This window comes from Streptomyces prunicolor NBRC 13075, assembly GCF_000367365.1.
GTDB classification, from domain to species: domain Bacteria; phylum Actinomycetota; class Actinomycetes; order Streptomycetales; family Streptomycetaceae; genus Streptomyces; species Streptomyces prunicolor.
Window position 1 is genome coordinate 138,700 of the sequence record NZ_BARF01000074.1, and the last position, 24,212, is coordinate 162,911.

A 24,212-nucleotide genomic window follows, 5' to 3' on the forward strand; every position below is an offset into this window, starting at 1 on the left:
GGCGCTACACCGGCCCCGCCACCACCGACACCGTCTTCGCCAACGACACGCCCGAGCCGTCCCGTCGCGGGTCCATCTCCGGGAGTTCCGCCGGGGTGCCGTCCCGTTGCGCGGCCTTCGCCGGTACGGGGCCCGCCCAGGCCAGGGACAGGCAGTCCTCGCCCTTCAGGAAGCGCTGGCAGCGGACGCCGCCGGTGGCGCGGCCCTTGCGGGGGTACTGGTCGAACGGGGTCAGCTTGGCCGTCGTCTGGACGGAGTCGTCCAGGGTGCCGCGCGAGCCCGCGACCGTGAAGACGACCGCGTCCACAGCCGGGTCGACCGCCGTGAAGGAGATGACCTTCGCGCCCTCGGTGAGTTTGATGCCCGCCATGCCGCCGGCCGCGCGGCCCTGGGGGCGTACCTGGGAGGCCTGGTAGCGCAGCAGTTGGGCGTCGTCCGCGATGAAGACCAGGTCCTCCTCGCCGGTGCGCAGCTCGACCGCGCCGACGATCCGGTCGCCGTCCTTGAGCGTGATGACCTCCAACTCCTCCTTGTTCGTGGGGTAGTCGGGGACCACGCGCTTGACGACGCCCTGCTCCGTGCCGATGGCCAGCCCCGGGGACGACTCGTCGAGGGTGGTGAGGCAGATGACCGTCTCGCCCTCGTCCAGGGAGACGAACTCCGAGACCTGCGCGCCACCGGAGAGGTTCGGCGCGGCGGCCGTCTCCGGGAGCTGGGGGAGGTCCACGACGTTGATCCGCAGGAGGCGGCCGGCCGAGGTGACCGCGCCCAACTCGCCGCGGGCCGTTGCCGGGACCGCCGAGACGATCACGTCGTGCTTGGTGCGCCGGGCCTCGGAGTCCTCCGGGAAGGGCTCGCCGTTCGCCGTACGGGCCAGCAGGCCCGTAGAGGAGAGCAGTACCCGGCACGGGTCGTCGGCGACCTGGAGCGGCACGGTGGCGGCGGGGGCGCCCGCCGACTCCAGCAGGACCGTACGCCGGTCGGTGCCGAACTTCTTTGCCACCGCGGCCAGTTCGGTCGAGACCAGCTTGCGCAGCTCGGTGTCCGACTCCAGGATGCGGGTCAACTCAGCGATCTCCGCGCGGAGTCGCTCCATCTCCGACTCCAGCTCGATCCGGTCGAACCGGGTGAGGCGGCGGAGCGGGGTGTCCAGGATGTACTGCGTCTGGATGTCCGACAGGGAGAAGCGCTCCATCAGGCTCTGCTTCGCCTGCCCCGAGTTGTCGCTGGAGCGGATGATCCGGATGACCTCATCGATGTCGATGAGCGCGGTGAGCAGGCCCTCCACCAGGTGGAGACGGTCGCGCCGCTTGGTACGGCGGAACTCGCTGCGGCGCCGTACGACATTGAAGCGGTGGTCGAGATAGACCTCCAGGAGTTCCTTGAGGCCGAGCGTGAGGGGCTGGCCGTCGACCAGGGCGACGTTGTTGATGCCGAAGGACTCCTCCATCGGCGTCAGTTTGTAGAGCTGCTCCAGGACCGCTTCCGGTACGAAGCCGTTCTTGATCTCGATGACCAGGCGCAGGCCGTGCGCGCGGTCGGTGAGGTCCTTGACGTCGGCGATGCCCTGGAGCTTCTTCGCGCCGACCAGGTCCTTGATCTTGGCGATCACCTTCTCGGGGCCTACGGAGAAGGGCAGTTCGGTGACGATGATGCCCTTGCGGCGTGCCGTCACGTTGTCCACGGCGACCGTGGCGCGGATCTTGAAGGTCCCGCGGCCGGTCTCGTACGCGTCCCGGATGCCGGTGAGACCGACGATCCGGCCGCCCGTGGGCAGGTCGGGGCCGGGGACGTGCCGCATCAGGGTGTCCAGGTCCGCGTTCGGGTAGCGGATCAAGTGGCGGGCGGCGGCGATGACTTCGCCCAGGTTGTGCGGCGGCATGTTGGTGGCCATGCCAACGGCGATGCCCGACGAGCCGTTCACCAGGAGGTTCGGGAAGGCGGCGGGCAGGGCCACCGGCTCCTGCTCCTGGCCGTCGTAGTTCGGGGTGAAGTCGACCGTGTCCTCGTCGATCGACTCGGTCATCAGGTTGGCCGCTTCGGACGGCCGGCACTCGGTGTACCGCATCGCGGCCGGCGGGTCGTCGTTGCCCAGCGAGCCGAAGTTGCCGTGGCCGTCGGCCAGCGGGACGCGCATGGAGAAGGGCTGGGCCATGCGCACCAGGGCGTCGTAGATCGACGCGTCGCCGTGCGGGTGCAGCTTGCCCATGACCTCGCCGACGACACGCGCGCACTTCACATAGCCGCGGTCGGGGCGCAGGCCCATCTCGTCCATCTGGTAGACGATCCGTCGGTGGACCGGCTTCAGGCCGTCCCGGGCGTCCGGCAGGGCTCGGGAGTAGATGACCGAGTACGCGTACTCAAGGTAGGAGCCCTGCATCTCGTCGACGACGTCGATGTCGAGGATCCGCTCCTCGAACGAGTCGTCGGGCGGCGGGGTCTTCGTGCTGCGGCGGGCCATCGCTGCCGGCTCCTCTTTTCTGGTCGCTCGCCTGGGGGTCGCTCCCCTTCGGCTCACTCTTGCTGAAGCGTGAACGGGGTCTTGACGTGAACCATTGTGGACCGCGGCACTGACAACGCGGACCAGGACCCGGCGTTGGCCGCTCGGCTCCGTCACCGACGGCTGCCGCGTGAGTCCACGTGTGCGACTGCCCGCAGGCTACGCGATCTCGCTCTGGGCGTACGTCCGCCGGGAACTTCGCCGACGGTCCGCACGCTTGCATACAGTGGCGGGACGAGCAGGATTTCTGCGGTTCCAGCCAGATAATCCGCGATCGAAGGGACGTACATGCCCATGGGTCACACGGCCACCGCCGAGGCAGGATCCGGCGGTCTGACAGCGACCGAACACCGCTTGGCCAACGGTCTGCGCGTGGTCCTCTCCGAGGACCACCTGACCCCGGTCGCGGCGGTGTGCCTCTGGTACGACGTCGGTTCCCGCCACGAGGTCAAGGGGCGTACCGGCCTGGCTCACCTCTTCGAGCACCTGATGTTCCAGGGCTCCGGACAGGTGAAGGGCAACGGCCACTTCGAACTGGTGCAGGGCGCGGGCGGTTCGCTCAACGGCACCACCAGCTTCGAGCGCACGAACTACTTCGAGACCATGCCCACCCACCAGTTGGAGCTCGCCCTCTGGCTGGAGGCCGACCGGATGGGCTCCCTGCTGGCCGCCCTGGACGAGGAGTCCATGGAGAACCAGCGGGACGTCGTCAAGAACGAGCGCCGCCAGCGCTACGACAACGTGCCCTACGGGACGGCGTTCGAGAAGCTGACCGCCCTCGCCTACCCAGAGGGCCACCCCTACCACCACACGCCCATCGGCTCGATGGCTGACCTGGACGCGGCCACCCTGGAGGACGCGCGCGCGTTCTTCCGCACCTACTACGCGCCCAACAACGCGGTCCTGTCCGTGGTCGGCGACATCGACCCCGAGCAGACGCTCGCCTGGGTCGAGAGGTACTTCGGGTCCATCGCCGCGCACGACGGCAAGCCGACGCCTCGTGACGGCGCGCTGCCCGACACGATGGGCGGCGAGCTGCGCGAGGTCGTCGTCGAGGAGGTCCCGGCGCGCGCCCTGATGTGCGCCTACCGGCTCCCGGAGGACGGCACGCGCGCGTCCGACGCGGCCGACCTCGCCCTCACCATCCTGGGCGGCGGCGAGTCCTCGCTCCTCTACAACCGCCTTGTACGGCGCGACCGTACGGCCGTCGCGGCCGGCTTCGGTCTGCTGCGGCTGGCCGGGGCGCCCTCCCTGGGGTGGCTGGACGTCAAGACGTCCGGTGACGTCGAGGTGCCGGTCATCGAGGCCGCCATCGACGAGGAACTCGCCCGGTTCGCCGAGGAGGGCCCCACCGCCGAGGAAATGGAGCGCGCCCAGGCCCAGTTGGAGCGCGAGTGGCTGGACCGGCTCGGCACGGTCGCGGGCCGCGCGGACGAACTGTGCCGGTACGCCGTCCTGTTCGGCGACGCGCAGCTCGCCCTGACCGCCGTACAGCGCGTCCTGGACGTGACGGCGGAGGAGGTGCAGGAGGTCGCCAAGGCCCGCCTGCGCCCCGACAACCGCGCGGTGCTCGTCTACGAGCCCATCGCGGACGAGGACGACGAGGACGAAGCGGCGGCAGCGGCCGGCGACGAGAACGAGGAGGCGGCCAAGTGACCGAGCTCGCCACGATGGAATTCCACCCGCAGCCCCAGGCCGGCGAGGCCAGGCCGTGGGCCTTCCCGGCCCCGGAGCGCGGGACGCTCGGCAACGGCCTGACCGTGCTGCGCTGCCACCGCCCCGGCCAGCAGGTAGTCGCCGTCGAGGTGCTCCTGGACGCGCCCCTGGAGGCCGAACCGGCCGGTCTGGACGGTGTCGCCACGATCACCGCGCGGGCCTTCTCCGAGGGCACCGACAAGCACTCCGCCGAGGAGTTCGCCGCCGAGCTGGAGCGCTCCGGCGCCACCCTCGACGCGCACGCCGACCACCCCGGGCTGCGCCTCAGCCTGGAGGTACCGGCCTCGCGTCTGGCCAAGGGCCTCGGCCTGCTGTCCGACGCGCTGCGGGCGCCCGCCTTCGCCGACAGCGAGGTCGAGCGGCTGGTCCGCAACCGCCTCGACGAGATCCCGCACGAGACGGCCAACCCGTCCCGCCGCGCGGCCAAGGAGCTCTCCAAGGAGCTGTTCCCGGCGACCTCGCGCATGTCGCGTCCGCGCCAGGGCACCGAGGAGACCGTCCAGAAGATCGACTCCGGGGCCGTACGCGCCTTCTACGAGCGGCACGTCCGCCCCGCCACGGCCACCGTCGTGGTCGTCGGCGATCTCACCGGCATCGACCTGGACGCCCTCCTCGCCGACACCCTGGGCTCGTGGACGGGCTCCACCGCGCAGCCGCGCCCCGTGCCGCCGGTCACCGCCGACGACACCGGGCGGGTCGTGATCGTGCACCGTCCCGGCGCCGTCCAGACCCAGCTGCTCATCGGCCGGGTCGGATCCGACCGGCACGACCGCGTGTGGCCCGCCCAGGTGCTCGGCACGTACTGCCTCGGCGGCACCCTCACCTCCCGCCTGGACCGCGTCCTGCGCGAGGAGAAGGGCTACACCTACGGCGTGCGGGCGTTCGGCCAGGTGCTGCGCTCGGCACCCGACGGCACGGGCGCCTCGATGCTCGCCATCAGCGGCTCCGTGGACACCCCGAACACCGGTCCCGCGCTGGACGACCTGTGGACGGTGCTGCGCAAGCTCGCCGAGGGCGGACTCACCGACGCCGAGCGGGACATCGCCGTACAGAACCTCGTCGGGGTGGCGCCGCTCAAGTACGAGACCGCCGCGGCCGTCGCGAGCACGCTGGCCGACCAGGTCGAGCAGCACCTGCCCGACGACTACCAGGCGACGCTGTACCAGCAGCTCGCCGCGACCGGCACCGTGGAGGCCACCGCGGCGGTCGTGAACGCCTTCCCGGTGGACCGTCTGGTGACGATCCTCGTCGGCGACGCGGAGCAGATCAAGGAGCCAGTGGAGGCTCTCGGTATCGGCGAAGTGACCGTCGTCGCGGCCGAGTAGACGACCCGTAGCGAACCGAAGAGCGGCACGCGCGCGTGGGGGCCCTGGTGACTGAAGAGTCATCAGGGCCCCTTAATGTCCGAATTGGGGGAGAGGTTGCCTGTCTGCCCTGTGGCATGTGCAACAAATTCCGTGATCCGTTTGGGGATTGAAAGTGGCCCCCCTTAGCGTCGGTCCGGCTGTCCGTCAGGCACCGCGCCGCACTCGCGGCACCGGACAGTCATCGCCGAGTCCCCGTACGGCGCGAGCCAGGGGAGCCGGGGACCCACGTCCCTGGGGTGAATCGGACGCCCGCGCGCACAGCGAGGGGGTCCGTAGGAGACCTTCCTGCTCCGAACCCGTCAGCTAACCCGGTAGGCGAGAAGGAAGGAAAGGACCAGCCACTCCATGGCGTTCACCCGCGCCACCGGGAAGCACCGTCGCCCGAGCCGGACCCACCGCACCACCGTTCGTGTCGCGAGCGTCGCGGCCCTCACCACCACCGGCGTCGTCGGCACCCTCGCCGGCGCCCCCGCGTTCGCCGCAGAGCCCGCCCCCGAACAGACCGGCCTCACCCCCGTCGTCGCCATCGGCGACTCCGTGGCCGAGAAGATCGACGCCCAGGCCGTCGCCCAGGAGCAGGCCGCCGCCGAAACCCTGGCCAAGGAGACCGCCCGGGCCAAGGCCGCAGCCCAGGCCAAGGCGGAGCGCGAGGCCGAGGTGCGCGCCGCCCGCGCCGCCGAGCGCAAGAGGCTCAACACCTTCGTCGCTCCGGTCACCGGCTCGTACGTCTCCACCGGCTACAAGACCGGCGGTTCCCTCTGGTCCTCCGGCGCCCACACCGGCATCGACTTCCACGCCTCGACCGGCACGAGCGTCCACGCGGTCGGCTCCGGCACCGTCGTCGAGGCGGGCTGGGGCGGCTCGTACGGCAATGAGGTCGTGATCAAGATGGCCGACGGCATGTACACCATGTACGGCCACCTGTCCTCCATCGGTGTCTCCGTCGGCCAGACGGTCACTCCGGGCCAGCAGATAGGCCTCTCCGGGGCGACCGGCAACGTCACCGGGCCGCACCTCCACTTCGAGGCCCGGACGACCGCCGAGTACGGCTCGGACGTCGACCCCGTCGCCTACCTCCGCAAGCACGGTGTGAACGTCTGACGACTCACCGCCGCACTTCCCGAAGCCCTGGCCCGCCCGGCCGGGGCTTTCGGCCTTTCCAGGGCCCATCTGTCCAAAAAATATGCATGGATTCCGGTCCGCCATCGGAAATTCCCGCTGATTGCAATAGAGTCACGGAACACACGTCAATCGTCGACGTTTCACGGGGATTAAGGCGGAGGTCGGACATGCGTATTCCGGCGCACTCGGTATGCACGGCGATCCGGGACGACATCGTCGCCGGTGTCTACGAGCGCGGCAGCCGGCTCACGGAGGAACTCCTCGCGCGCCGGTACGGCGTCTCGCGCGTCCCCGTCCGGGAGGCCCTGCGCACGCTGGAGGCCGAGGGGTTCGTGGTGACCCGGCGGCACGCGGGCGCGTGCGTCGCGGAACCGACCGAGCAGGAGGCCGCCGACCTCTTGGAGATGCGGATGCTGCTGGAGCCGCTCGGCGCCTCACGGGCCGCCCAGCGGCGCACCGAGGCCCACCTCAAGGTGCTGCGCGGCCTCGTCAGGCTGGGTCAGGAGCGCGCCAGGAGGGGCAACAGCGAGGATCTGCGCTCCCTGGGCAGCTGGTTCCACGAGACGCTGGCCCAGGCCTCCGGGAGCCCCGCGCTGACCTCGATGCTGACCCAGCTGCGGCACAAGATCGCCTGGATGTACGCGGTGGACGCACCGGCCAACCCCGTCGAGTCCTGGGCCGAGCACGGCGCCATCGTGGACGCGGTGGCACGCGGCGACAGCGAGCGCGCCCGCGCGATCACCGCCCTGCACACCGAGCGCGCGGGCACCGCGCACCGGCTGCGCTTTCCCGGCGGGGCGAACGGCACGGACCGTGTGAGGACTTCGCAACCTCCCGTAAACATGTCCGGCCTGCGGCATTAACACGGGCACCGTATACAAAGAGGAGATAATTCGCGGGGGATTATTTCTGCTGCCCGTAAGTGGAATTGCGAAGGGCTCGCCCGGTAATTCGGACGAGCCCTTCGAGGTTGCGTGCAGTGTTTTGCGGTGAAAAGCACCGCAACCATCAATTGAGGAACCCCCGTGGCGCGCAACCGCCTCCGCGAGAGCGGCGCCGGTTCAGGCGCAAAGGGGGGGCGCGCTCAGACCGTTTCGGGGAGTTCCTCAAGGCCCTCCGCGACCAGCTTCGCCAGGCGGTCGAGGGCCGCGTCCGCGCCCTCGGCCTCGGAGGCGAGGACGATCTCCTCGCCGCCCTGGGCGCCCAGGCCCAGAACCGCGAGCATGGAGGCCGCGTTGACGGGGTTGCCGTCGGCCTTGGCGATCGTCACGGGGATACCCGAGGCCGTGGTGGCCCGGACGAAGATGGAGGCGGGGCGGGCGTGAAGGCCCTCCGCCCAGCCGACGTTGACGCGGCGCTCAGCCATGTGATGCTGCCCTTCAGAGTCTCAGGGTTGTCTAGACCAGTTTCCCACACGTGAAGCGAGCCCGGAGCGGCCCTGTGGACCGTCCGGAGCGAGTCGTCGGACCGCGGCCTCGGCCCGACTTCCCCATGCTGCTTTCTCCCCCAGACTGCCTCGCGCCGTTGTCGGACGCGAGCCGTACGCTGGGGCCCATGCAGACCTCGTCGGACCGGCACGAGTACCCCGCCCACTGGGAAGCCGACGTGGTGCTGCGCGACGGGGGTACCGCGCGCGTCAGGCCCATCACCGTCGACGACGCCGATCGCCTGGTCAGCTTCTACGAGCAGGTCTCCGACGAGTCGAAGTACTACCGCTTCTTCGCGCCGTATCCTCGCCTGTCCGCCAAGGATGTCCACCGCTTCACGCACCACGACTTTGTGGACCGGGTGGGACTCGCGGCCACCGTAGGCGGCGAGTTCATCGCCACCGTACGCTATGACCGCATTAGTGCCGACGGGCGTGCCGCCACCGCCCCGGCCGACGAGGCCGAGGTCGCCTTCCTGGTGCAGGACGCCCACCAGGGGAGGGGTGTCGCCTCCGCCCTCCTGGAGCACATCGCGGCCGTCGCCCGCGAGCGCGGCATCCGCCGTTTCGCCGCCGAGGTGCTGCCGGCCAACAACAAGATGATCAAGGTGTTCACGGACGCCGGCTACACCCAGAAGCGCAGCTTCGAGGACGGCGTCGTACGCCTGGAGTTTGACCTCGAACCCACTGACAGGTCCCTCGCCGTGCAGCGCGCGCGGGAGCAGCGCGCCGAAGCCCGGTCCGTACGACGGCTGTTGGGGCCCGGCTCGGTCGCCGTCGTCGGTGTCGGCCGTTCCCCCGGAGGGGTGGGCCGCAGCGTTCTCGACAACATCAGGGACGCCGGTTTCACCGGTGGCCTGTACGCCGTGAACAAGGCCTTCCCCGAGGAGCAGAAGGACCTCGACGGGGTGCCGGCGTACCGCTCGGTGCGTGACATCGAAGGCCCTGTGGACCTGGTAGTGGTCGCCGTTCCGGTCGAGCACGTCCCCGAAGTCGTCACCGAGTGCGGCGAACACGGGGTGCAGGGGCTCGTCGTGGTCACCGCCGGGTACGCCGAGAGCGGCCCCGAGGGACGCGAGCGCCAGCGCGAACTCGTGCGCCACGCGCGCACGTACGGCATGCGCATCATCGGGCCGAACGCCTTCGGGGTCATCAACACCGCCGCCGACGTACGGCTGAACGCGTCCCTCGCGCCCGAGATGCCCCGCCCCGGACGCATCGGCCTGTTCGCCCAGTCCGGCGCCATCGGTATCGCGCTGCTGTCCCGGCTGCACCGGCGCGGGGGCGGGGTCACCGGAGTCACCGGCGTCTCCACGTTCGTGTCGTCCGGCAACCGCGCGGACGTGTCCGGCAACGACGTCCTTCAGTACTGGTACGACGATCCCGACACCGACGTCGCCCTCATGTACCTGGAGTCCATCGGCAACCCCCGCAAGTTCACCCGCCTCGCCCGGCGCACCGCGGCGGCGAAGCCGCTGGTCGTGGTCCAGGGCGCCGGATCCGCCCCCCAGGGGCATGCAGTACGGGCGACGCGGTTGCCGCACGCGACCGTGTCCGCGCTGCTGCGGCAGGCCGGGGTGATCCGCGTCGAGACGATCACCGAGTTGGTCGACACGGGGTTGCTGCTCGCGCGGCAGCCGTTGCCCGGCGGGGCGCGGGTGGCGATCGTGGGCAACTCGGAATCGCTGGGGCTGCTGACCTACGACGCGTGCCTCTCCGAGGGGTTGCGGCCGCTCGCTCCGCTGGATCTGACCACGGCGGCGACGGCGGAGGACTTTCATCGGGCGCTGTCCGGGGCGCTGGCCGACGACTCCTGCGACGCGGTGGTCGTGACCGCGATACCCGCGGTGGGGGAGGGCCCCGAGGAGGACGCGGCGTTGGCCGAGGCGTTGCGGTCGGCTGCCCAGGAGGTTCCCGGGAAGCCGGTACTGGTGGTGCACGTGGAGCTCGGGGGGCTTGCGGCGGCGCTGTCGGCCGCGATGAGCACGGCCCCACAGGCCGGTGCCAAGACGCCCGGTGTTGAAGGCGGTGTCCAACCTGCCGGCCGTATCGAACGCCCGCCCACCGCGGTGCCGGCATCCGAGGGCGGCGGCCTCATCCCCGCCTACCCCGCCGCCGAGCGTGCCGTCCGGGCGCTCGCCGAAGCCGTGAAGTACGCGCAGTGGCGGCGTGAGGCCGTCGACCCCGGACGGGTACCCGAGTTCGAGGACATCGACGAGAAGGGGTCCGCAGAGCTGATCGGCGGGCTGCTCGCGCGCGGGCAGGGGCTCACGCTCGGCGTCGAGGAGACGTGCGAGCTGCTCGGGAAATACGGCGTCGACGTCCACCGCGCGCTGCCCGCACCCACCCCCGACGCCGCCGCCGAGGCCGCCCGCACCCTCGGCTACCCGGTCGCCCTCAAGGCCACCGCCCCGCACCTGCGACACCGGGCCGACCTGGGCGGCGTACGCCTGGATCTCGCGGACGAGGAGCAACTGCGGCGGGCGTACGCCGAGTTGGGCGAGCTGTTCGGGACGCCGCAGGAGCTGCGGCCGGTCGTACAGCGGATGGCGCCGCGCGGGGTCGACACCGTCGTACGGGCCGTCATCGATCCGGCGGCCGGGGCCGTGCTGTCGTTCGGGCTCGCCGGAGCCGCCTCGCAGCTGCTCGGGGACACGGCGCACCGGCTGATTCCGGTCACGGACCGGGAGGCCGGTTCGCTGATCCGGTCGATCCGCACGGCGCCGCTCCTGTTCGGCTGGCGCGGCTCCACGCCGGTCGACACGCCTGCCCTGGAGGAGCTGATGCTGCGGGTGTCGCGGCTGGTCGACGATCATCCCGAGGTCGTCGCGGTGACCCTGGAGCCGGTCGTCGTGGCCGCGCACGGCCTGAGCGTGCTCGGCGCGTCCGTCCGCCTGGCCCCGCCGCCGGTCCGCGACGACCTCGGCCCGCGGACGCTTCCCGTGTACTGATCCCGTGTCTCCGGTGACCGGTCCCGTGTACTGAGACAGCTGTGACGAGACCGTGCTCGACGGTGCCTCGCAGTCAGTGCGCCACCGTAGGATGGACGTCATGGCCAAGACCAGTACGACGACCCAGGGGCTGCGTGCGGCGATCGAGCGCAGCGGCTACTACCCGGCCCTCGTGGCCGAGGCGGTGGAGGCCGCCGTGGGCGGCGAGCCGATCCGGTCGTTCCTGGTCCACCAGGAGACCACGTTCGACCAGAACGAGGTGCGCCGGCACGTGACCGTGCTCGTCCTCACCGGCAACCGCTTCATCGTCAGCCACACCGACGAGCAGTCCGCCGACAGCACCTCCCCGACGCCGTACGCCACGACGTCCACGGAGTCCGTGAAGCTCGGCCGGATCTCGTCGGTGGTGCTCAGCCGCGTGGTCGCCAACCCGGAGTCGTACGCGCCGGGCACGCTGCCCCGTGAGGTCGTGTTGACCATCGGCTGGGGTGCCGTCGCCCGGATCGACCTGGAGCCGGCCGCCTGCGGCGACCCCAACTGCGAGGCCGACCACGGCTACACGGGCAATTCGACGGCGGACGACCTGAGCCTGCGCGTCAGCGAGGCCGGGGACGGCCCCGAGACGGTGCGGGAGACCCTCGCCTTCGCGCAGTCGCTCTCCGAGGCGACCGCGGACGTACCGCGATAATGTCCCACCCGTCTCCCCCCGCCGCCCATGATCGAGGGCGCTCCGCGCCCACCCCTCCTGATTCCGCCACCTGGGACCACCCGGAGCCCCTCGCCGTCGAGTCCGCGCCCGTCCCCGAGTACGGCTCCGGCTCCCTCGCCGACCTGCTGCCCACGCTGGCCGCGGGCATGGGCGTACCCGGTACGACCGCGGCGATCCCGGAGCTGACCCCGGCCGACCGCAACTGCGTCTTCCTGATCGACGGTCTCGGCTGGGAGCAGATCAAGGACCACGCCGACGAGGCGCCCTATCTGCACGCGCTCCTGGGCAGCTCGCGCGGTGGTACGGGACGCCCGCTCACCGCCGGTTACCCGGCGACCACCGCGACCTCCCTCGCCTCCGTCGGCACCGGCCTGCCGCCCGGCGCCCACGGCCTGCCCGGCTACACCGTGCGCAACCCGGCCACCGGCGCGCTGATGAACCAACTGCGCTGGCAGCCGTGGAGCGAACCGAAGGCCTGGCAGCCGTACCCCACGATCTTCCAGCTGGCCCATGACGCCGGTGTGCACGCGGCGCAGGTGTCGTCCCCCACCTTCCAGAACACCCCGCTGACGAAGATCGCGCTCAGCGGCGGAACGTTCCACGGGCGGCTGACCGGCGAGGAGCGCATGGACCTCGCGGCCGAGCAACTGGCCGCCGGGGACCGCTCGTTGGTGTACACGTACTACGCCGAACTCGACGGCGCCGGCCATCGCTACGGCATCGCCTCCGACACCTGGCGCGGTCAACTCATGTACGTCGACCGGCTCGTCCAGCGCCTCGCCGAGCAACTGCCGCCGCGCAGCGCCCTGTACGTCACCGCCGACCACGGCATGATCGATGTGCCCTTCGACGAGGACCACCGCATCGACTTCGACGCGGACTGGGAACTGCGCGCCGGCGTCGCCCTGCTCGGCGGCGAGGGCCGCGCCCGCCACGTCTACGCCGTGCGGGGCGCCGAGAACGACGTACTGACCTGCTGGCGCGAGGTGCTCGGCGAGCAGTTCTGGGTCGCCTCGCGGGACGAGGCGATCGCGGCGGGCTGGTTCGGGCCGAAGATCGACGAGCGCGTCTACGACCGCCTCGGCGACGTGATCGCGGCGGCCCGGGACGACGTCCTGATCATCGCGTCCGAGCGGGAGCCGAAGGAGTCGGCGATGGTCGGCAACCACGGTTCGATGACCCCTGCCGAGCAGCTGGTCCCCCTGCTCGAAGTACGCTCCTGAAGTCCCTCCTGTCCCCGTCCCGTCCTCCGCACGCTCCTCCTCTTCGCCGAAAGGTGCTCAACTCCCCATGCCCGAGCTGGTGTTCTTCTCCGGAACGATGGACTGCGGGAAGTCGACCCTGGCGCTTCAGATCGGGCACAACCGTGCGGCCCGAGGGCTTCAGGGCGTGATCTTCACCCGGGACGACCGAGCGGGGGAGGGAAAGCTGTCCTCGCGGCTGGGTCTGGTCACGGACGCGGTCGAGGCCACCGAGGGCATGGACCTGTACGGGTACCTGGTCGATCAGCTGTCCCAGGGCGGCAAGATCGACTACGTGATCGTCGACGAGGCGCAGTTCCTCGCGCCGGAGCAGATCGACCAGCTGGCGCGGGTCGTCGACGACCTGGGTCTCGATGTCTTCGCCTTCGGGATCACCACCGACTTCCGCACCAAACTCTTCCCCGGTTCCCAGCGGCTGATCGAGCTGGCCGACCGGATCGAGACCCTCCAGGTGGAGGCCCTGTGCTGGTGCGGCGCCCGGGCGACGCACAATGCCCGCACCGTGGGCGCCGAGATGGTGGTCGCGGGCGCCCAGGTGGTCGTCGGCGACGTCAACCGCCCGGTGGAGGAGATCGGTTACGAGGTCCTGTGCCGTCGGCACCACCTCCGCCGGGTGACCAGGGCGTCGGCCCACGCGGGCGCGCTGTCGCCCGACGTCCTGCCGGTCAACTCCGCCTGACGGCGAGAACCCCCTCCTTAGTCCCTCCACGGCGAGAACCTCCTCCTTCGTCCCTCCTTCGTTCTTCCTTCTCCGGTCCCGGGCCGCCGGGCGCTCACCGTGCCCTACCCTCACTCTGGGACCTGCGCGGGGGAGAAGGACCTGTGCGGGGGAGAAGGGGGAGAACGTCGTGGATCCGATCGCACCTGAACTGCTCATGGCCCTTGCCGGAGGTACCGCCGGTGCGGCAGGGCAGCAGATCTGGACGTCGCTGCACCACCTGGTCGCCCGACGGCCCTCGGGCGGAGAGCCGTACGGCGGGAGCGAGTTGACCGCCCTCGCCCAGTCGGCCGGCAGCACGGAGCGGGCCACGGAGCTTGCGCGGGTACTGGCTCTCCGCGCCCGGCAGGACCCCGCCTTCGCCGAGGCGCTCGCGGCCTGGCGGCGGGAGGCCGAGGCGTTGGAGGGCACGCGGACCGGCGCGGGCGACGTACGCAATGTGATCTCCGGGGGCACCCAGAACACCGTCGTCCAGGCGCGGGACATCCACGGCTCCATCCACTTCGGTGGCTGACGAGGCCGTGCGGGTCCGGCAGGCGATGGTGATGCTCTCCGCTGACGCGCCGTGCCACCTTGGTCTACTGTGACCGACGTGCCGGAACGTGCCGAACCCTGTGCGATCGCAAGCGAGTTCACCGCCGCGCTCGCTCGTCAGCAGCAGCTCGCGGAGCGCCGTGAGGAGATCGTCACCAGGCTGCACGACGAGGTCGAGCGGCTGCGCCGGGGCGAGACGGAAGCGGTGCTCGACCTCGTGCGGCACTCCCTGATCCGGCTGCACGACCAGATCCTGCGCCAGGCGGAGAACGTCACCGGCCCGCTCGATGCCGACGAACTCCGGTCCCTGCTGACCGCGTTGGCCGACGAGGTGGCGGACACCGTGGCCAGGACCGGCGTCGAGCGGTATGTCCCGGGGACCGGCGAGGCGTTCGACCTGGCGTTGCAGCGTCCCGTGGGCCGCGCCGCCGCCGAAGCACCCGAGGCGGACCGGACGGTGGCGCGGGTCGTGGCGGCCGGGTTCGTTCAGGGGGAGCGGGTCGTGCGCAAGGCGGACGTCGTGGTTTCCCGTTGGGAACCGGACGCCCCGTGAACTCCTTCTCTTTCAACGGGAGATGAACAGCGAGACATGGACAACGGGACATTGACGGCAGGGCATGAACGGCAGGGCATGAACAGCGGGGCATGAAGGGTATGCCGGGCAAGGACAAGCTGCGAGACAACAGACGGGGCGGACGCGACGCGCGATCGCCCCGGTGGCGGGAGACCGTATGGCCGTGTACGGCATCGACCTGGGAACCACCTATTCCTGCGTCGCACGGATCGACGACATCGGCAGACCGACCGTGCTGCGCAACCTCGAAGGGACGGACACCACGCCGTCCGTCGTCTACTTCGAGAGCGCCGACAGCGTCGTCGTGGGGCAGAGCGCGAAGGACGCCGCCGTCCTCGACCCCGAGCACGTCGTCCAGCTGATCAAGCGGGACATGGGCGATGTGGTGCCGCGCGAGTTCCACGGCCGTACCTACACGCCCGAGGAGATCTCCGCCCGCATCCTGCGCAAACTCGTCGACGACGCCAAGGCCGCCGGCGGCGAGGAGGCCCGTGACGTGGTGATCAGCGTGCCCGCCTACTTCGGGCTCGCCGAACGGGACGCCACCCGCAAGGCCGGTGAGATCGCCGGACTGCGCGTCCTCGACGTGGTCGCCGAGCCCATCGCGGCCGCGCTCGACTACGGGGCCCTGGAAGGGGACGAGGAGCGTGGGGACCGGACCGTCCTCGTCTACGACCTGGGCGGCGGTACCTTCGACACCACCGTACTGACGCTGCGCGGGCGGGAGTTGACCGTGCTGTGCACGGACGGCGCGAAGGAGCTGGGCGGCAGCGACTTCGACGACCGTATCGTCGTGCACCTGGTGGAGCGGTTCCGCGAGCGCTTCCCGGACGTCGACGACCCGCTGTCCGACTCCCAGTCCGAGACGCAACTGCGCAAGGACGCCGAGGAGGCCAAGAAGGCGCTGTCCTTCCGCGAGCGCTACACCGTCCGCGTCATGCACCAGGGCCGGGTCGAACCGGTGGAGCTGACCCGGGGACTGGTCGAGGAGCTGACCCGCGACCTGGTCGACCGCACCGTCGGCATCACCCGCCGTACCGTCGAACTGGCCGCGGAGCGGGGCGTGTCGTCCTTCGACGAGGTGCTGCTCGTCGGCGGCGCCACCAAGATGCCCGCGGTCGCCGCCGCCCTGCGCACCCAGTTCGGCTTCGAGCCCAGGCTGCACAACCCGGACCTCGCGGTGGCCCGCGGCGCCGCGCTCTACGCCCTCGACCGGGCCACGTACATCCTCGCGAGCGGCGAACTCCCCGCCGGACAGGCACCGGACGTCCCGGAGACCGGCCTCGCCCGCCGCCCGTACGAGATCTCCACCGTCGCCTCGCGCGGCTACGGCATCCAGGTCACGGACATCGACAGCGGCCGGGAGTACGTCACCCACCTCGTGCACGCCAACGACACCCTGCCGGCGTCGGTGACCGACGATTTCTACACCCTGCGCGAGGGCCAGCGGCGGGTCCGGATCCAGGTCATGGAACAGGCGGGCGCGGTGGAGTCGGAGGAGCTGGAGCACAACGCCCCGGTCGCGGAAGGGACGTTGAAGATCCCGCCCGGCAAACCCGCGCGCTGGCCCTTCCAGTGCGTCTTCACGCTCGACACCTCAGGGCTCCTCACCGTCGTCGCCACCGAGCGGGAGTCAGGCGAGGGGATCGAGATCTCCATCCAGATCGGCGGGCTGTCCCAGGAGGCGGTGGACGAGGCGCGGGTCGCGATGAGCCGCCAGCGGATCGGCTGAGCGCGGGCAGGACAGGAGAACAGGGCGGGACGGGAGAACAGGGCAGGACGGGGGAAGAAGGACCGTGGTCTTCGACGAACCGCGCTACCGGCGCGAGGTGTTGGACGCCGGCTTGCCCGTGACCGAGGATCTGCGCACGCGCTACCAGTTGCCGCGGCACCTCGACGGGCCCGCGGTCGCCGAGGCGGTCGTCGCGGTCCGCGCCTGCTGGCGCCGCAGCCGGGCCCGGCTCAAGTACCGCCCGGTCATCGAGCAGTTGGAGGCCGGATACCTCGTCCACCGGCCGCTGCTCGACGCGGCCGCGGCCGGGGCTCCGGGACGGCTGCGCGCCGCCCTCGAAGCGCACGGCCGACGCGCGGACGCCGAGCGGGCCCGTCTGCGCACCGCCCTGAAGGAGGCGGCGAGCGGGCTCGGCATGCTCGCCGAAAGCACGGTCGCGGAGCTCGCCGCCGCTCACCAGGTCCCCGAGGACCTGGTGAGAAGCCTGCTGCCCGCCCTCGGCCTGCGGATCGCCGAGCCCGACCCGTTGCCGCGGACCGTGCCGCATCCCTCGTACGCGCGCTGCGCCCGCCAGCTGGAGGTGCTCGGACTCAGACACCTGGGCGACTTCCTCGCGACCGGCACGCCCGGCGGGCGCATCGCGCGGCCCGTGCGCGTGTTCGACATGCCGCCGGTCGGCGCGCCGGACGTCGAGGCGGCCTCGCGCCGCTGGGGTCGGCTGCCGCACGGTGCCGCGCACACCGCGGCCCAGGCCGTGATCGCCGCCGTCCGCGGCGTACTCGCGGACCAGGGACCGGAAGGGCTCACCCGCGTCCTGCTCCACGAACTCGCGACACCGCTGCGGACCCGGCACACCGCCCGCGCGACCCCGGCCACCCTCCTCGGGTACGCGGTGGACGAGCTGTCCGTCGCCGAGGAGGACGCGCGGCGACTGGTGTTCGCGGTGCTGCACGAGGCGGCCGGGGATCCGGTGGCGGAGCGGCTGCGCCGTATGGCGGCGGACGGGCGGCTCGCCGAGGCGGTGGCCATGGCGGACCGGTTGCCGCCGGACGCACTCGCCGAGGACGTGCGGGCACTGGTCGCGCATGTGCGCGCGAAACTCGCCGAGGCACGTGCCGTCGTGGAGACGGCCCGCCGACTGCCGCCGGCCGACGCGGACCGGGCCTGGGACCTGCTGGAACAGGCGGAGGCCGCGGTCCGCGACCTGCCCGAGATCGACGCCGTGCGCCACGGCCTGACGGTCCGTCCGGTGTCCGGCCTCACCGCCGTCCCGGACGGCGCGGGCATCACCGTCCGCTGGCGGCCCTCGCCGTCCACGCGCGGCGAGCCCGAGTACGTACTGCTGCGCGACGAGCGGCGCCCGCCGCGCGACACGGCCGACGGCACCGTGCTCCCGCTGACGCAGGCGCGTGCCATTTCCTACCTCGACGACAGCCCCCCTGCCTGCGTCCCGCTGTACTACGCGGTCGCCGTGCGCCGGGCCGCCGAACCCGGCAGCGCCCCTTCACCGCTCACGGTGACCGGGCCCGTCGTGCACCGGCCCGAGGTCACCGACGCCCGCCTGCGCCCCGGGGACCGTCGGATCGTCGCCGAGTGGACCTGCCCGGACCGCGCGCACTCCGTCGAGGTCGTCCGCACCGCGCCGGGCGGTGAGACCGTGACGGTCCCCGCCCGCCGTGACGGCTTCACCGACGACGGGGTCGCGAACGCGACGACGTACACGTACCGCATTCGTGTCGTCTACGGCACCGATGACGGAACGCCCGTGCGCACGGAGGGAGTTCGGCGCACCGCCACGCCGCTCGCGCCGCCGGAGCCCGTCGCCGACCTGGACATCCGCTCCGTCGACGGCCGCCTCCTGGCTCGCCCCGACCCGCTGCCGGACGGCGAGGTGCGCCTGTACGGCTTCCACGACGCGCCCCTGTGGCCGGCCGGCACCCGGCTGCGCACGACGGAACTGCCGGAGCGACCGATCCTCGCGCAACTCGCCCCGGAAGGACTGTGGTTCGCGCCGCCCAGCCGGCTCACCCTGGTGGTCGCGGTCACGGTCGCCGGGGAACACGCCGTCATCGGCGCGCGCGCCGCGGCCGCCGCGTGCGCGCTCGGCACGCTCACGCTCACCCGGTACGGCGGCACGGGCGTGACCGTCGTCTTCGACTGGCCGCCGGACAGCGGCGACGAGGTCGAGGTCACCTGGCGCAGCACCGACACCACGGACGGGCAGCGACGCAGGGTCACCCGCGCCGCCTACCTGCACGAGGCGGGCGTACGGCTGCCGGTCGCGGACGGCGCCGGGGTGGACGTCGAGGTGCGGACGGTCGCCCTGCTCGGCGGGGTGCCCGCCCACGGCGAGCCGAGCACGGCGACGCTACCGGCCCGTATCGACGTCGACTACCGGCTGGAGCGGCACGGCCTGCCCGGACGCCGCACGGTCACCGCCGTGTTCACGGCGCCCGCCACCGTACGGGCCGAGCGACTGCTCCTGGTCCGCTCCGACGGCCCGGTCCGGCCGCTGGAACCCGGCGACGGGGACGTCCTGGCGGCGGCCACCGACGTGACACTCGGCCCGGGACAGGACGTCAGGCTGTCGGCGCGGCTGGCCCGCGGCCCGAGCGGCGGGCTGCGCTGCTTCGCCGAGGGCGAGTCGCTCGTCCTGCGCGACCCGCCGCCGCACACGCTCAAGGTCGGTTAGGGGGAGTGGACGTGCGCATGCCGTGGCGTCGCAGGTGGGTGTGCCCGCACTGCTTCCGGAGCATCTCCCGGGCACAGATCACGTATGTCTGTGCGAGCGGCGCCGACTGCGCCGAGGACCGGGCCCTGAAGTCCGCCGACCCCCTGAGCGGTTCGGCGGTGTGCGGCACCTGCGGCCGTACCACCACCCGGCTGTGCTGCTCCGTCTGCGCGGGCCGGCTGCCGGAGGGCTATCTGCGCGTCCCCGGAAAGCTGGTGGCGCTCGCCGGACCGGTCAGCTCCGGCAAGAGCACCTACATCGGCGTTCTCGTGCACGAACTGCTCCACCGCCTGGGCGCCGAACTCGACGCCGCGCTGCTGCCCTGTGACGACGACACCATGGCCGACTACCACGAACGCTACGAACGGCACCTCTACGAGGGGCGGCACACCGTCCCCAAGACCGCCGAGCACGATGCCGGCCGCCCCCTCGTGCACCGGCTCAGCCGCACCCGGCGGGGCCGTTTCGGACGCACCCGCCGACAGGTGCTGACCCTCGTCTTCCTCGACACGGCGGGCGAGCACTTCGCCTCGCGCGACCGCATGGAGAGCCAGCTGCGCTACTTCGCCGCGGCCGACGCCGTCGTCGTCCTCGTCGACCCGCAGGACCTGGCCGGCGCACCGGTGCGGGGCGGCGGCGACGCGGTGCCGGGCCGGTCGGGCGACGTACTGGCCCGGGTGCTGGGCCACCTGGGCGGCGGCAAGGTGACCGTGCCGGTCGCCGTCGCCCTCACCAAGGCCGACCTCCTGTGGCCGCATCTGCCGGACAACTCCCCGCTGCACCGCACCCGCCGCCCCGGCCCCGTCTTCGACGCCGACGACCGGGCCGCCGTACACGCCGAGTTGCAGGCCCTGCTCAGGCGCTGGCAGGAACACCAACTCGACGCGCGGCTCCAGCAGTTCTGCGCCGACTACCAGCTGTTCGCGCTGTCCACGCTGGGTACCGCTCCCCGGCAGGACGGGGACCTCGGACTCGGCGGCGTCGTACGCCCACACCGTGTGGAGGACCCCCTGATGTGGCTGCTGCACCGCTTCGGCGCCCTCGACCGGGGACGGAGGTGACCCGCATGGCCGGACAGGCGCACTACACGTCCGCCCCGCCCGCCGCCGACGCACCCCACGGCGGATTCCGCTTCACCGCGGCCTCCCCGAGCGCCCGCCCCGTACTCGACGTCCTGCGCCCGCTGACCGGGTACGCGCGACCGCCGGGCGCGGACCGGGAGCACCACTTCCCGGTGGCGTTCGCCTACGACCGGCCGGCCGGCGATGTGGCCGTGCTGACCCGGACCAGTTTCACCGGCGAGGACTACACCGGCCGCTGGGGCAACCACTTCTGCCACGTCCTGTGGGCCGACCCCGGTGAACTCGCGGGCCTGCGACCCGTCGAACTGTGGGACAGCCCGCAGTGGGCCGTGTCGCCCGCGCCCGGCGACGGACCCGCCCTGCCCGACCTCACCGAACTCGTCCCCGGCAGCACCGTCGGACCCGACCGGGTGGGCCGTCTGCTGGCCGGCACCGGCGAGCACGGCGTCCGCCTCCTGGAGCGACTGCTCACGGCGGCTCTGCGGGCGCTGACCGGCGAGGGCCCCGGCGCCACCCTGGTCTCCAGGGACGCGGACCGTGTCGTCGACTGGATCGCCGCCGTCTCCTACACCCTGCCCGCAGGCCTCGCGGCCCAGCTGACCTTCACGACGTACACCGGGCGCCCACAGGACGACCACCGGCACCTGGTCGGCACCCGTCCGGAGACCGGAGAGCGGGCGCCAGGACCGGTGTTCCACCTCGACCGACTCACCACGGACGGCTGTCCGGAGCCGAGCCCGATGGCACGGTTCCTCGCGGACGCGTGGGGGAGCGGGCGCCTCGACATCCTGGACTCCGTGGCGGACGTGTGGGACGCGGGCCCCGCGGGTGGCGTCGAGGCGGACGTACGGCGGTTACGGACCGGGTGCGCGCTGCTCGCGCCGGACGGCGACGCGGGGGCCTTCGACTCCGGCGAAGAGGGCTCCCGGCTCGCGGGTTTCGTCCGCGCCGTCGTGGAACTGCGGCTCGGGGAGGCGGACTTGTCGTCCGAGCGGCTCGGGGATGCGGACTTGTCGTCCGAGCGGCTCGGGTATGCGGGTCTGTCGCCCGAGCGGCTCAGGGAGGCAGGCCTTTCGCCCGAGCGGCTCAGGGACAGCGCCGCGCGTCATCTCGCCCACGGGACGGCACCGCTCGGCGATGTACGGGCCGTGCTCGCTCCGTTGCCCGACGCCTTCCGGCCGGCCGTCCTCGCCGGGCTGCTCGCCGCACTCGAAGCCTCCGCCGAGCTACGGACCACGGCCCTGGACGCGCAGGCATGCGCCTTCCTCGCCTCCCTCGCGGACGAAGCGCCGGACCTGCTCGCCGCCGCCCCCGACGCCGCCCTGCACGTGCTGCGCCGGGCCCCCGGTGAACCGTCATGGGCCGCGCTGCGGATCCTGCGGCTGTTCCGCCAGGGGCTCTGGGAGGACGAGGAGACCTACGCGGCCCTGCGCGATCTGGTGCGGGCCGAGCAGCCCGAGCCCGGGCCGGAGCGCGCGCCGCTGCTGTCGTGGCGACGCGGTGCGGCCCGGCCCAAGGAGTGAACCGTGTCCAACCCCGTGATTCTGCTGCTGGCGGTCACCCTGCTGGTCGCCCTGATCGTCGGCCACGGCTTCCTGGTCACCCTGCCCAAACTGCTGTGGGCCCAACTGCACGCCGTCTGGCGGATCTTCGGCCGGGCACCGCACACCGCACCCGACCCGCACGGCGAACCCGACCCGCACGGCGAACCGGCCACACCCGCCTACGTCCGCGTCCTCGCCGCCCGCGACCTGCGTGAGACCTGGTGGGACGGACTCGAACGGCACGAAGGGCTGGTGAGCGGGGCCGACCGGCTCATGGCCGACCTGGTCGGCGACGCGTTCCGCCGGTCGCGGGGGAGCGGCGGACAGGGCTGCGTGATGCTCCTCCTGCGCCCGCCCTTCCTGCTCACGACGGTCGGCGTCGTGCTGACCGCGACGACGTTCAGCCTCCTCCCCCTTCTGCTCACGCTGCTCGTGTGGGCGCTGTGCTACGCGCTGTGGGCCCTGTGGTGGGCGGTGTGCGCGACGGTCGCACGGGTGGGGCGCGCGCTGCGCGGCGGGCCGGCGCCCTGCCCGTACCCGGACTGCGGACGCGTCATCCACCGCCCGGTCAGACAGTGCGCGACCTGCCGCGCCGGACACCGACAACTGCTGCCCAACCGCTACGGCGCCTTCCGCCACCGCTGCCGGTGCGGCACCCGACTGCCCGCAGTCCTCGGCGTGCGCCGCCTGGACGCGTGCTGTCCGCACTGCGGCAAAGCGTTGCCCGCCGGATACGAGCGGGCCCGGGTCGTCGTCCTCGTCGGGGGCTCCGGCACCGGGCGTGCCGCGGTGCACCGGCAGGGACTGGCCGAGCTGGGCGCCCCCTCCGGGGCCGAGCCACCGCTCGTGCGCACGGCAGGCACACCCCTGCTGTGGTTCGACCCGCCAGGCGACGCGTACGGCAGCCAGGAGTCGGCGGCCGGACTGGACGTGTTGCGCCGGGCCCGCGGACTGCTGCTGATGGTGGACGACCCCGCCGCGAACAGCGCCGACGTACAGGCCGTGACCCGGGTCCTGCACATCGTCGCGGGGCTGCCTGCGCGCAGCCGTCCGCGCCGGCTGGCCCTGCTGTACACCCGGGTTCCGCAGGGCGACGACACCGAGGTGCGCGAGCGGCTGGACGCGGCCGGCGGCGGCCACCTGCTGCGCGCCCTCGACGCCACCGGCATCCCGGTGCGCCGCGTTCCGGCCGGGCAACTCGCGGGGACGCTGCGGTGGCTCGCCGGTACGGCCGACGTCGTGGGCCCGGGGGAGGCCATGGTGCCGCCGCCCGTGCGCCGACCGGAGCACACCGCGCTCCGCCCGGCCCGGCACCGCGCCGCTCGCGGCACCCTCCTCCTCACCCAGTTCGCCGGGTACCTGGTCCTGCCGGTCGCCCTGGTCCTCCTGGCGGCGGGCGTACTGCCCTCGGGCGCTCTCTTCGGAGTACCCGCGAAGTACGACAAGTGGCGGCATCCATTGGCCGACTCGGTCCACCAGGTCGACCTCACCGCGGTCGCCACCCGGGACTGGCCCAGGCTCAGCGAGAGTTACTCGGCGCCGGGCCACCCGGCGACCGCCGCTCTGCCGGGACGCGCGGGCTACTGGTCGGTCAAGGGGTCACCGGAGAAGGACAACTGGCTGAGGCTCGACTTCGGGATGCCGCTGCCGCTGAGCGAGATCTCGGTGGACTTCGACCCGGACAGCGTCGCCTCGTGGGCCCCGGGAGTCGACGTGGAGGGCCAGATCGGAGCCAAGACGCTCTGGCTCCGGACCACGCACCCCCGCAAAGAAAAGCAGGGCGCCTTCAGCACGAAGACGTACGGCTACGACGCTCCCGTCACCCGGGCCGTCGACTCCATTCGTATCGGCCTGAACTCCGACCTCGACGGCAAGACCGGCGACGAACAGCGGCTCCGCCTGCGCGAGTTCAACGTCCGCTGGCGCAGCTCCGACGCCCTGCGCCTGCACCCGGCGGCCGACGGCAGGCTCGCCGTGGAGAACGCCACCACACGTACCCTCGCCATCACCGTACGGCCGCCCCTGCTGCCCGCGGGCTGGCGGGCGACCCTGGTCGGACGGCCGCCCCGGACACTCGCGGCGCACGCCACCTACCAGGCACGCTGGCGGATCACGGCACCCCGGGGGACCACAGGGCGTTCCCCCATCGCCTACGCCGTCGACGCCTCCGAGAGCGGTCAGACCGTGACGGCGCGCTGCCTGGCCCTCCTCACCGCCTCCCTGGACGCCGAGCCGCTCTGCTGA

General features: G+C 72.2%; 17 protein-coding genes and 1 riboswitch. Of the genes, 15 read left to right on the forward strand and 2 right to left on the reverse strand.

Annotated elements, in window-relative coordinates; all coding sequences use genetic code 11:
* Positions 1-4: 4 nt before the first annotated feature.
* Complete coding sequence (locus SPR02S_RS31600; RefSeq protein WP_019061034.1) at positions 5-2,461, reverse strand: DNA gyrase/topoisomerase IV subunit A; 2,457 nt, start codon at positions 2,459-2,461, stop codon at positions 5-7.
* Positions 2,462-2,788: 327 nt separating this feature from the next.
* On the opposite strand from SPR02S_RS31600, the gene SPR02S_RS31605 reads away from it, so the two are divergent.
* The 4 genes from SPR02S_RS31605 (at position 2,789) to SPR02S_RS31620 (ending at position 7,568) form a co-directional block, all read left to right on the forward strand.
* Complete coding sequence (locus tag SPR02S_RS31605; RefSeq protein WP_043258609.1) at positions 2,789-4,156, forward strand: M16 family metallopeptidase; 1,368 nt, start codon at positions 2,789-2,791, stop codon at positions 4,154-4,156.
* Positions 4,153-5,541 (forward strand): M16 family metallopeptidase, encoded by a 1,389-nt coding sequence (locus tag SPR02S_RS31610; RefSeq protein ID WP_019061036.1) that lies wholly within the window; start codon positions 4,153-4,155, stop codon positions 5,539-5,541. The genes SPR02S_RS31605 and SPR02S_RS31610 overlap by 4 nt, the downstream gene beginning before the upstream one ends.
* A gap of 214 nt (positions 5,542-5,755) precedes the next feature.
* Positions 5,756-5,915: riboswitch (cyclic di-AMP (ydaO/yuaA leader) on the forward strand.
* Between the two features lie 13 nt (positions 5,916-5,928).
* Positions 5,929-6,684 (forward strand): M23 family metallopeptidase, encoded by a 756-nt coding sequence (locus SPR02S_RS31615; protein WP_019061037.1) that lies wholly within the window; start codon positions 5,929-5,931, stop codon positions 6,682-6,684.
* Between the two features lie 188 nt (positions 6,685-6,872).
* Entirely contained in the window at positions 6,873-7,568 is a 696-nt protein-coding gene (locus SPR02S_RS31620; protein ID WP_019061038.1) for a GntR family transcriptional regulator, read from the forward strand.
* 221 nt (positions 7,569-7,789) lie between these two features.
* On the opposite strand, the gene SPR02S_RS31625 is transcribed toward SPR02S_RS31620, so the two are convergent.
* A complete protein-coding gene (locus tag SPR02S_RS31625) occupies positions 7,790-8,071 on the reverse strand; it encodes an HPr family phosphocarrier protein (protein ID WP_019061039.1) in 282 nt (93 codons plus the stop codon).
* A gap of 188 nt (positions 8,072-8,259) precedes the next feature.
* Between SPR02S_RS31625 and SPR02S_RS31630 the strand changes: the two genes are divergently transcribed.
* From SPR02S_RS31630 to SPR02S_RS31685, 11 genes are all read left to right on the forward strand, one after another.
* Entirely contained in the window at positions 8,260-11,082 is a 2,823-nt protein-coding gene (locus SPR02S_RS31630; RefSeq protein ID WP_019061040.1) for a bifunctional acetate--CoA ligase family protein/GNAT family N-acetyltransferase, read from the forward strand.
* A gap of 91 nt (positions 11,083-11,173) precedes the next feature.
* Entirely contained in the window at positions 11,174-11,770 is a 597-nt protein-coding gene (locus SPR02S_RS31635; RefSeq protein WP_174447577.1) for a DUF5998 family protein, read from the forward strand.
* The gene (locus SPR02S_RS31640) at positions 11,770-13,014 is read left to right on the forward strand and encodes an alkaline phosphatase family protein (RefSeq protein WP_019061042.1); all 1,245 of its coding nucleotides are present in this window, start codon (positions 11,770-11,772) and stop codon (positions 13,012-13,014) included. Before SPR02S_RS31635 ends, SPR02S_RS31640 begins: the two co-directional genes overlap by 1 nt.
* Positions 13,015-13,081: 67 nt before the next feature.
* On the forward strand, positions 13,082-13,732 hold the full coding sequence (locus SPR02S_RS31645) for a thymidine kinase (RefSeq protein WP_019061043.1): 651 nt from the start codon (positions 13,082-13,084) through the stop codon (positions 13,730-13,732).
* A gap of 169 nt (positions 13,733-13,901) precedes the next feature.
* On the forward strand, positions 13,902-14,285 hold the full coding sequence (locus SPR02S_RS31650) for a hypothetical protein (protein ID WP_019061044.1): 384 nt from the start codon (positions 13,902-13,904) through the stop codon (positions 14,283-14,285).
* Between the two features lie 78 nt (positions 14,286-14,363).
* A complete protein-coding gene (locus SPR02S_RS31660; RefSeq protein WP_245607646.1) occupies positions 14,364-14,858 on the forward strand; it encodes a nucleotide exchange factor GrpE in 495 nt (164 codons plus the stop codon).
* A gap of 178 nt (positions 14,859-15,036) precedes the next feature.
* Positions 15,037-16,611, forward strand: a complete 1,575-nt coding sequence (locus tag SPR02S_RS31665; RefSeq protein ID WP_019061046.1) for an Hsp70 family protein — start codon at positions 15,037-15,039, stop codon at positions 16,609-16,611.
* A gap of 64 nt (positions 16,612-16,675) precedes the next feature.
* Positions 16,676-19,303 (forward strand): hypothetical protein, encoded by a 2,628-nt coding sequence (locus tag SPR02S_RS31670; protein ID WP_026151036.1) that lies wholly within the window; start codon positions 16,676-16,678, stop codon positions 19,301-19,303.
* A gap of 17 nt (positions 19,304-19,320) precedes the next feature.
* Positions 19,321-20,403: a TRAFAC clade GTPase domain-containing protein gene (locus SPR02S_RS31675; RefSeq protein WP_043258610.1), complete on the forward strand. Its 1,083-nt coding sequence runs from the start codon at positions 19,321-19,323 to the stop codon at positions 20,401-20,403.
* Positions 20,404-20,408: 5 nt separating this feature from the next.
* Positions 20,409-21,947 (forward strand): GAP1-N2 domain-containing protein, encoded by a 1,539-nt coding sequence (locus SPR02S_RS59095; protein WP_019061048.1) that lies wholly within the window; start codon positions 20,409-20,411, stop codon positions 21,945-21,947.
* Positions 21,948-21,950: 3 nt separating this feature from the next.
* Positions 21,951-24,212 carry a hypothetical protein gene (locus tag SPR02S_RS31685; protein ID WP_019061049.1) on the forward strand — a complete coding sequence of 754 codons (2,262 nt, stop codon included), beginning with the start codon at positions 21,951-21,953 and terminating at the stop codon, positions 24,210-24,212.

What these genes read in the sequence shown, in the direction of transcription:
- SPR02S_RS31600 (WP_019061034.1), bottom strand. Translation starts at nt 2,461, where the DNA reads ATGGCCCGCCGCAGCACGAAGACCCCGCCGCCCGACGACTCGTTCGAG.
- SPR02S_RS31605 (WP_043258609.1), top strand. Translation starts at nt 2,789, where the DNA reads ATGCCCATGGGTCACACGGCCACCGCCGAGGCAGGATCCGGCGGTCTG.
- SPR02S_RS31615 (WP_019061037.1), top strand. Translation starts at nt 5,929, where the DNA reads ATGGCGTTCACCCGCGCCACCGGGAAGCACCGTCGCCCGAGCCGGACC.
- SPR02S_RS31620 (WP_019061038.1), top strand. Translation starts at nt 6,873, where the DNA reads ATGCGTATTCCGGCGCACTCGGTATGCACGGCGATCCGGGACGACATC.
- SPR02S_RS31625 (WP_019061039.1), bottom strand. Translation starts at nt 8,071, where the DNA reads ATGGCTGAGCGCCGCGTCAACGTCGGCTGGGCGGAGGGCCTTCACGCC.
- SPR02S_RS31630 (WP_019061040.1), top strand. Translation starts at nt 8,260, where the DNA reads ATGCAGACCTCGTCGGACCGGCACGAGTACCCCGCCCACTGGGAAGCC.
- SPR02S_RS31635 (WP_174447577.1), top strand. Translation starts at nt 11,174, where the DNA reads ATGGACGTCATGGCCAAGACCAGTACGACGACCCAGGGGCTGCGTGCG.
- SPR02S_RS31640 (WP_019061042.1), top strand. Translation starts at nt 11,770, where the DNA reads ATGTCCCACCCGTCTCCCCCCGCCGCCCATGATCGAGGGCGCTCCGCG.
- SPR02S_RS31645 (WP_019061043.1), top strand. Translation starts at nt 13,082, where the DNA reads ATGCCCGAGCTGGTGTTCTTCTCCGGAACGATGGACTGCGGGAAGTCG.
- SPR02S_RS31665 (WP_019061046.1), top strand. Translation starts at nt 15,037, where the DNA reads ATGGCCGTGTACGGCATCGACCTGGGAACCACCTATTCCTGCGTCGCA.
- SPR02S_RS31675 (WP_043258610.1), top strand. Translation starts at nt 19,321, where the DNA reads ATGCCGTGGCGTCGCAGGTGGGTGTGCCCGCACTGCTTCCGGAGCATC.
- SPR02S_RS59095 (WP_019061048.1), top strand. Translation starts at nt 20,409, where the DNA reads ATGGCCGGACAGGCGCACTACACGTCCGCCCCGCCCGCCGCCGACGCA.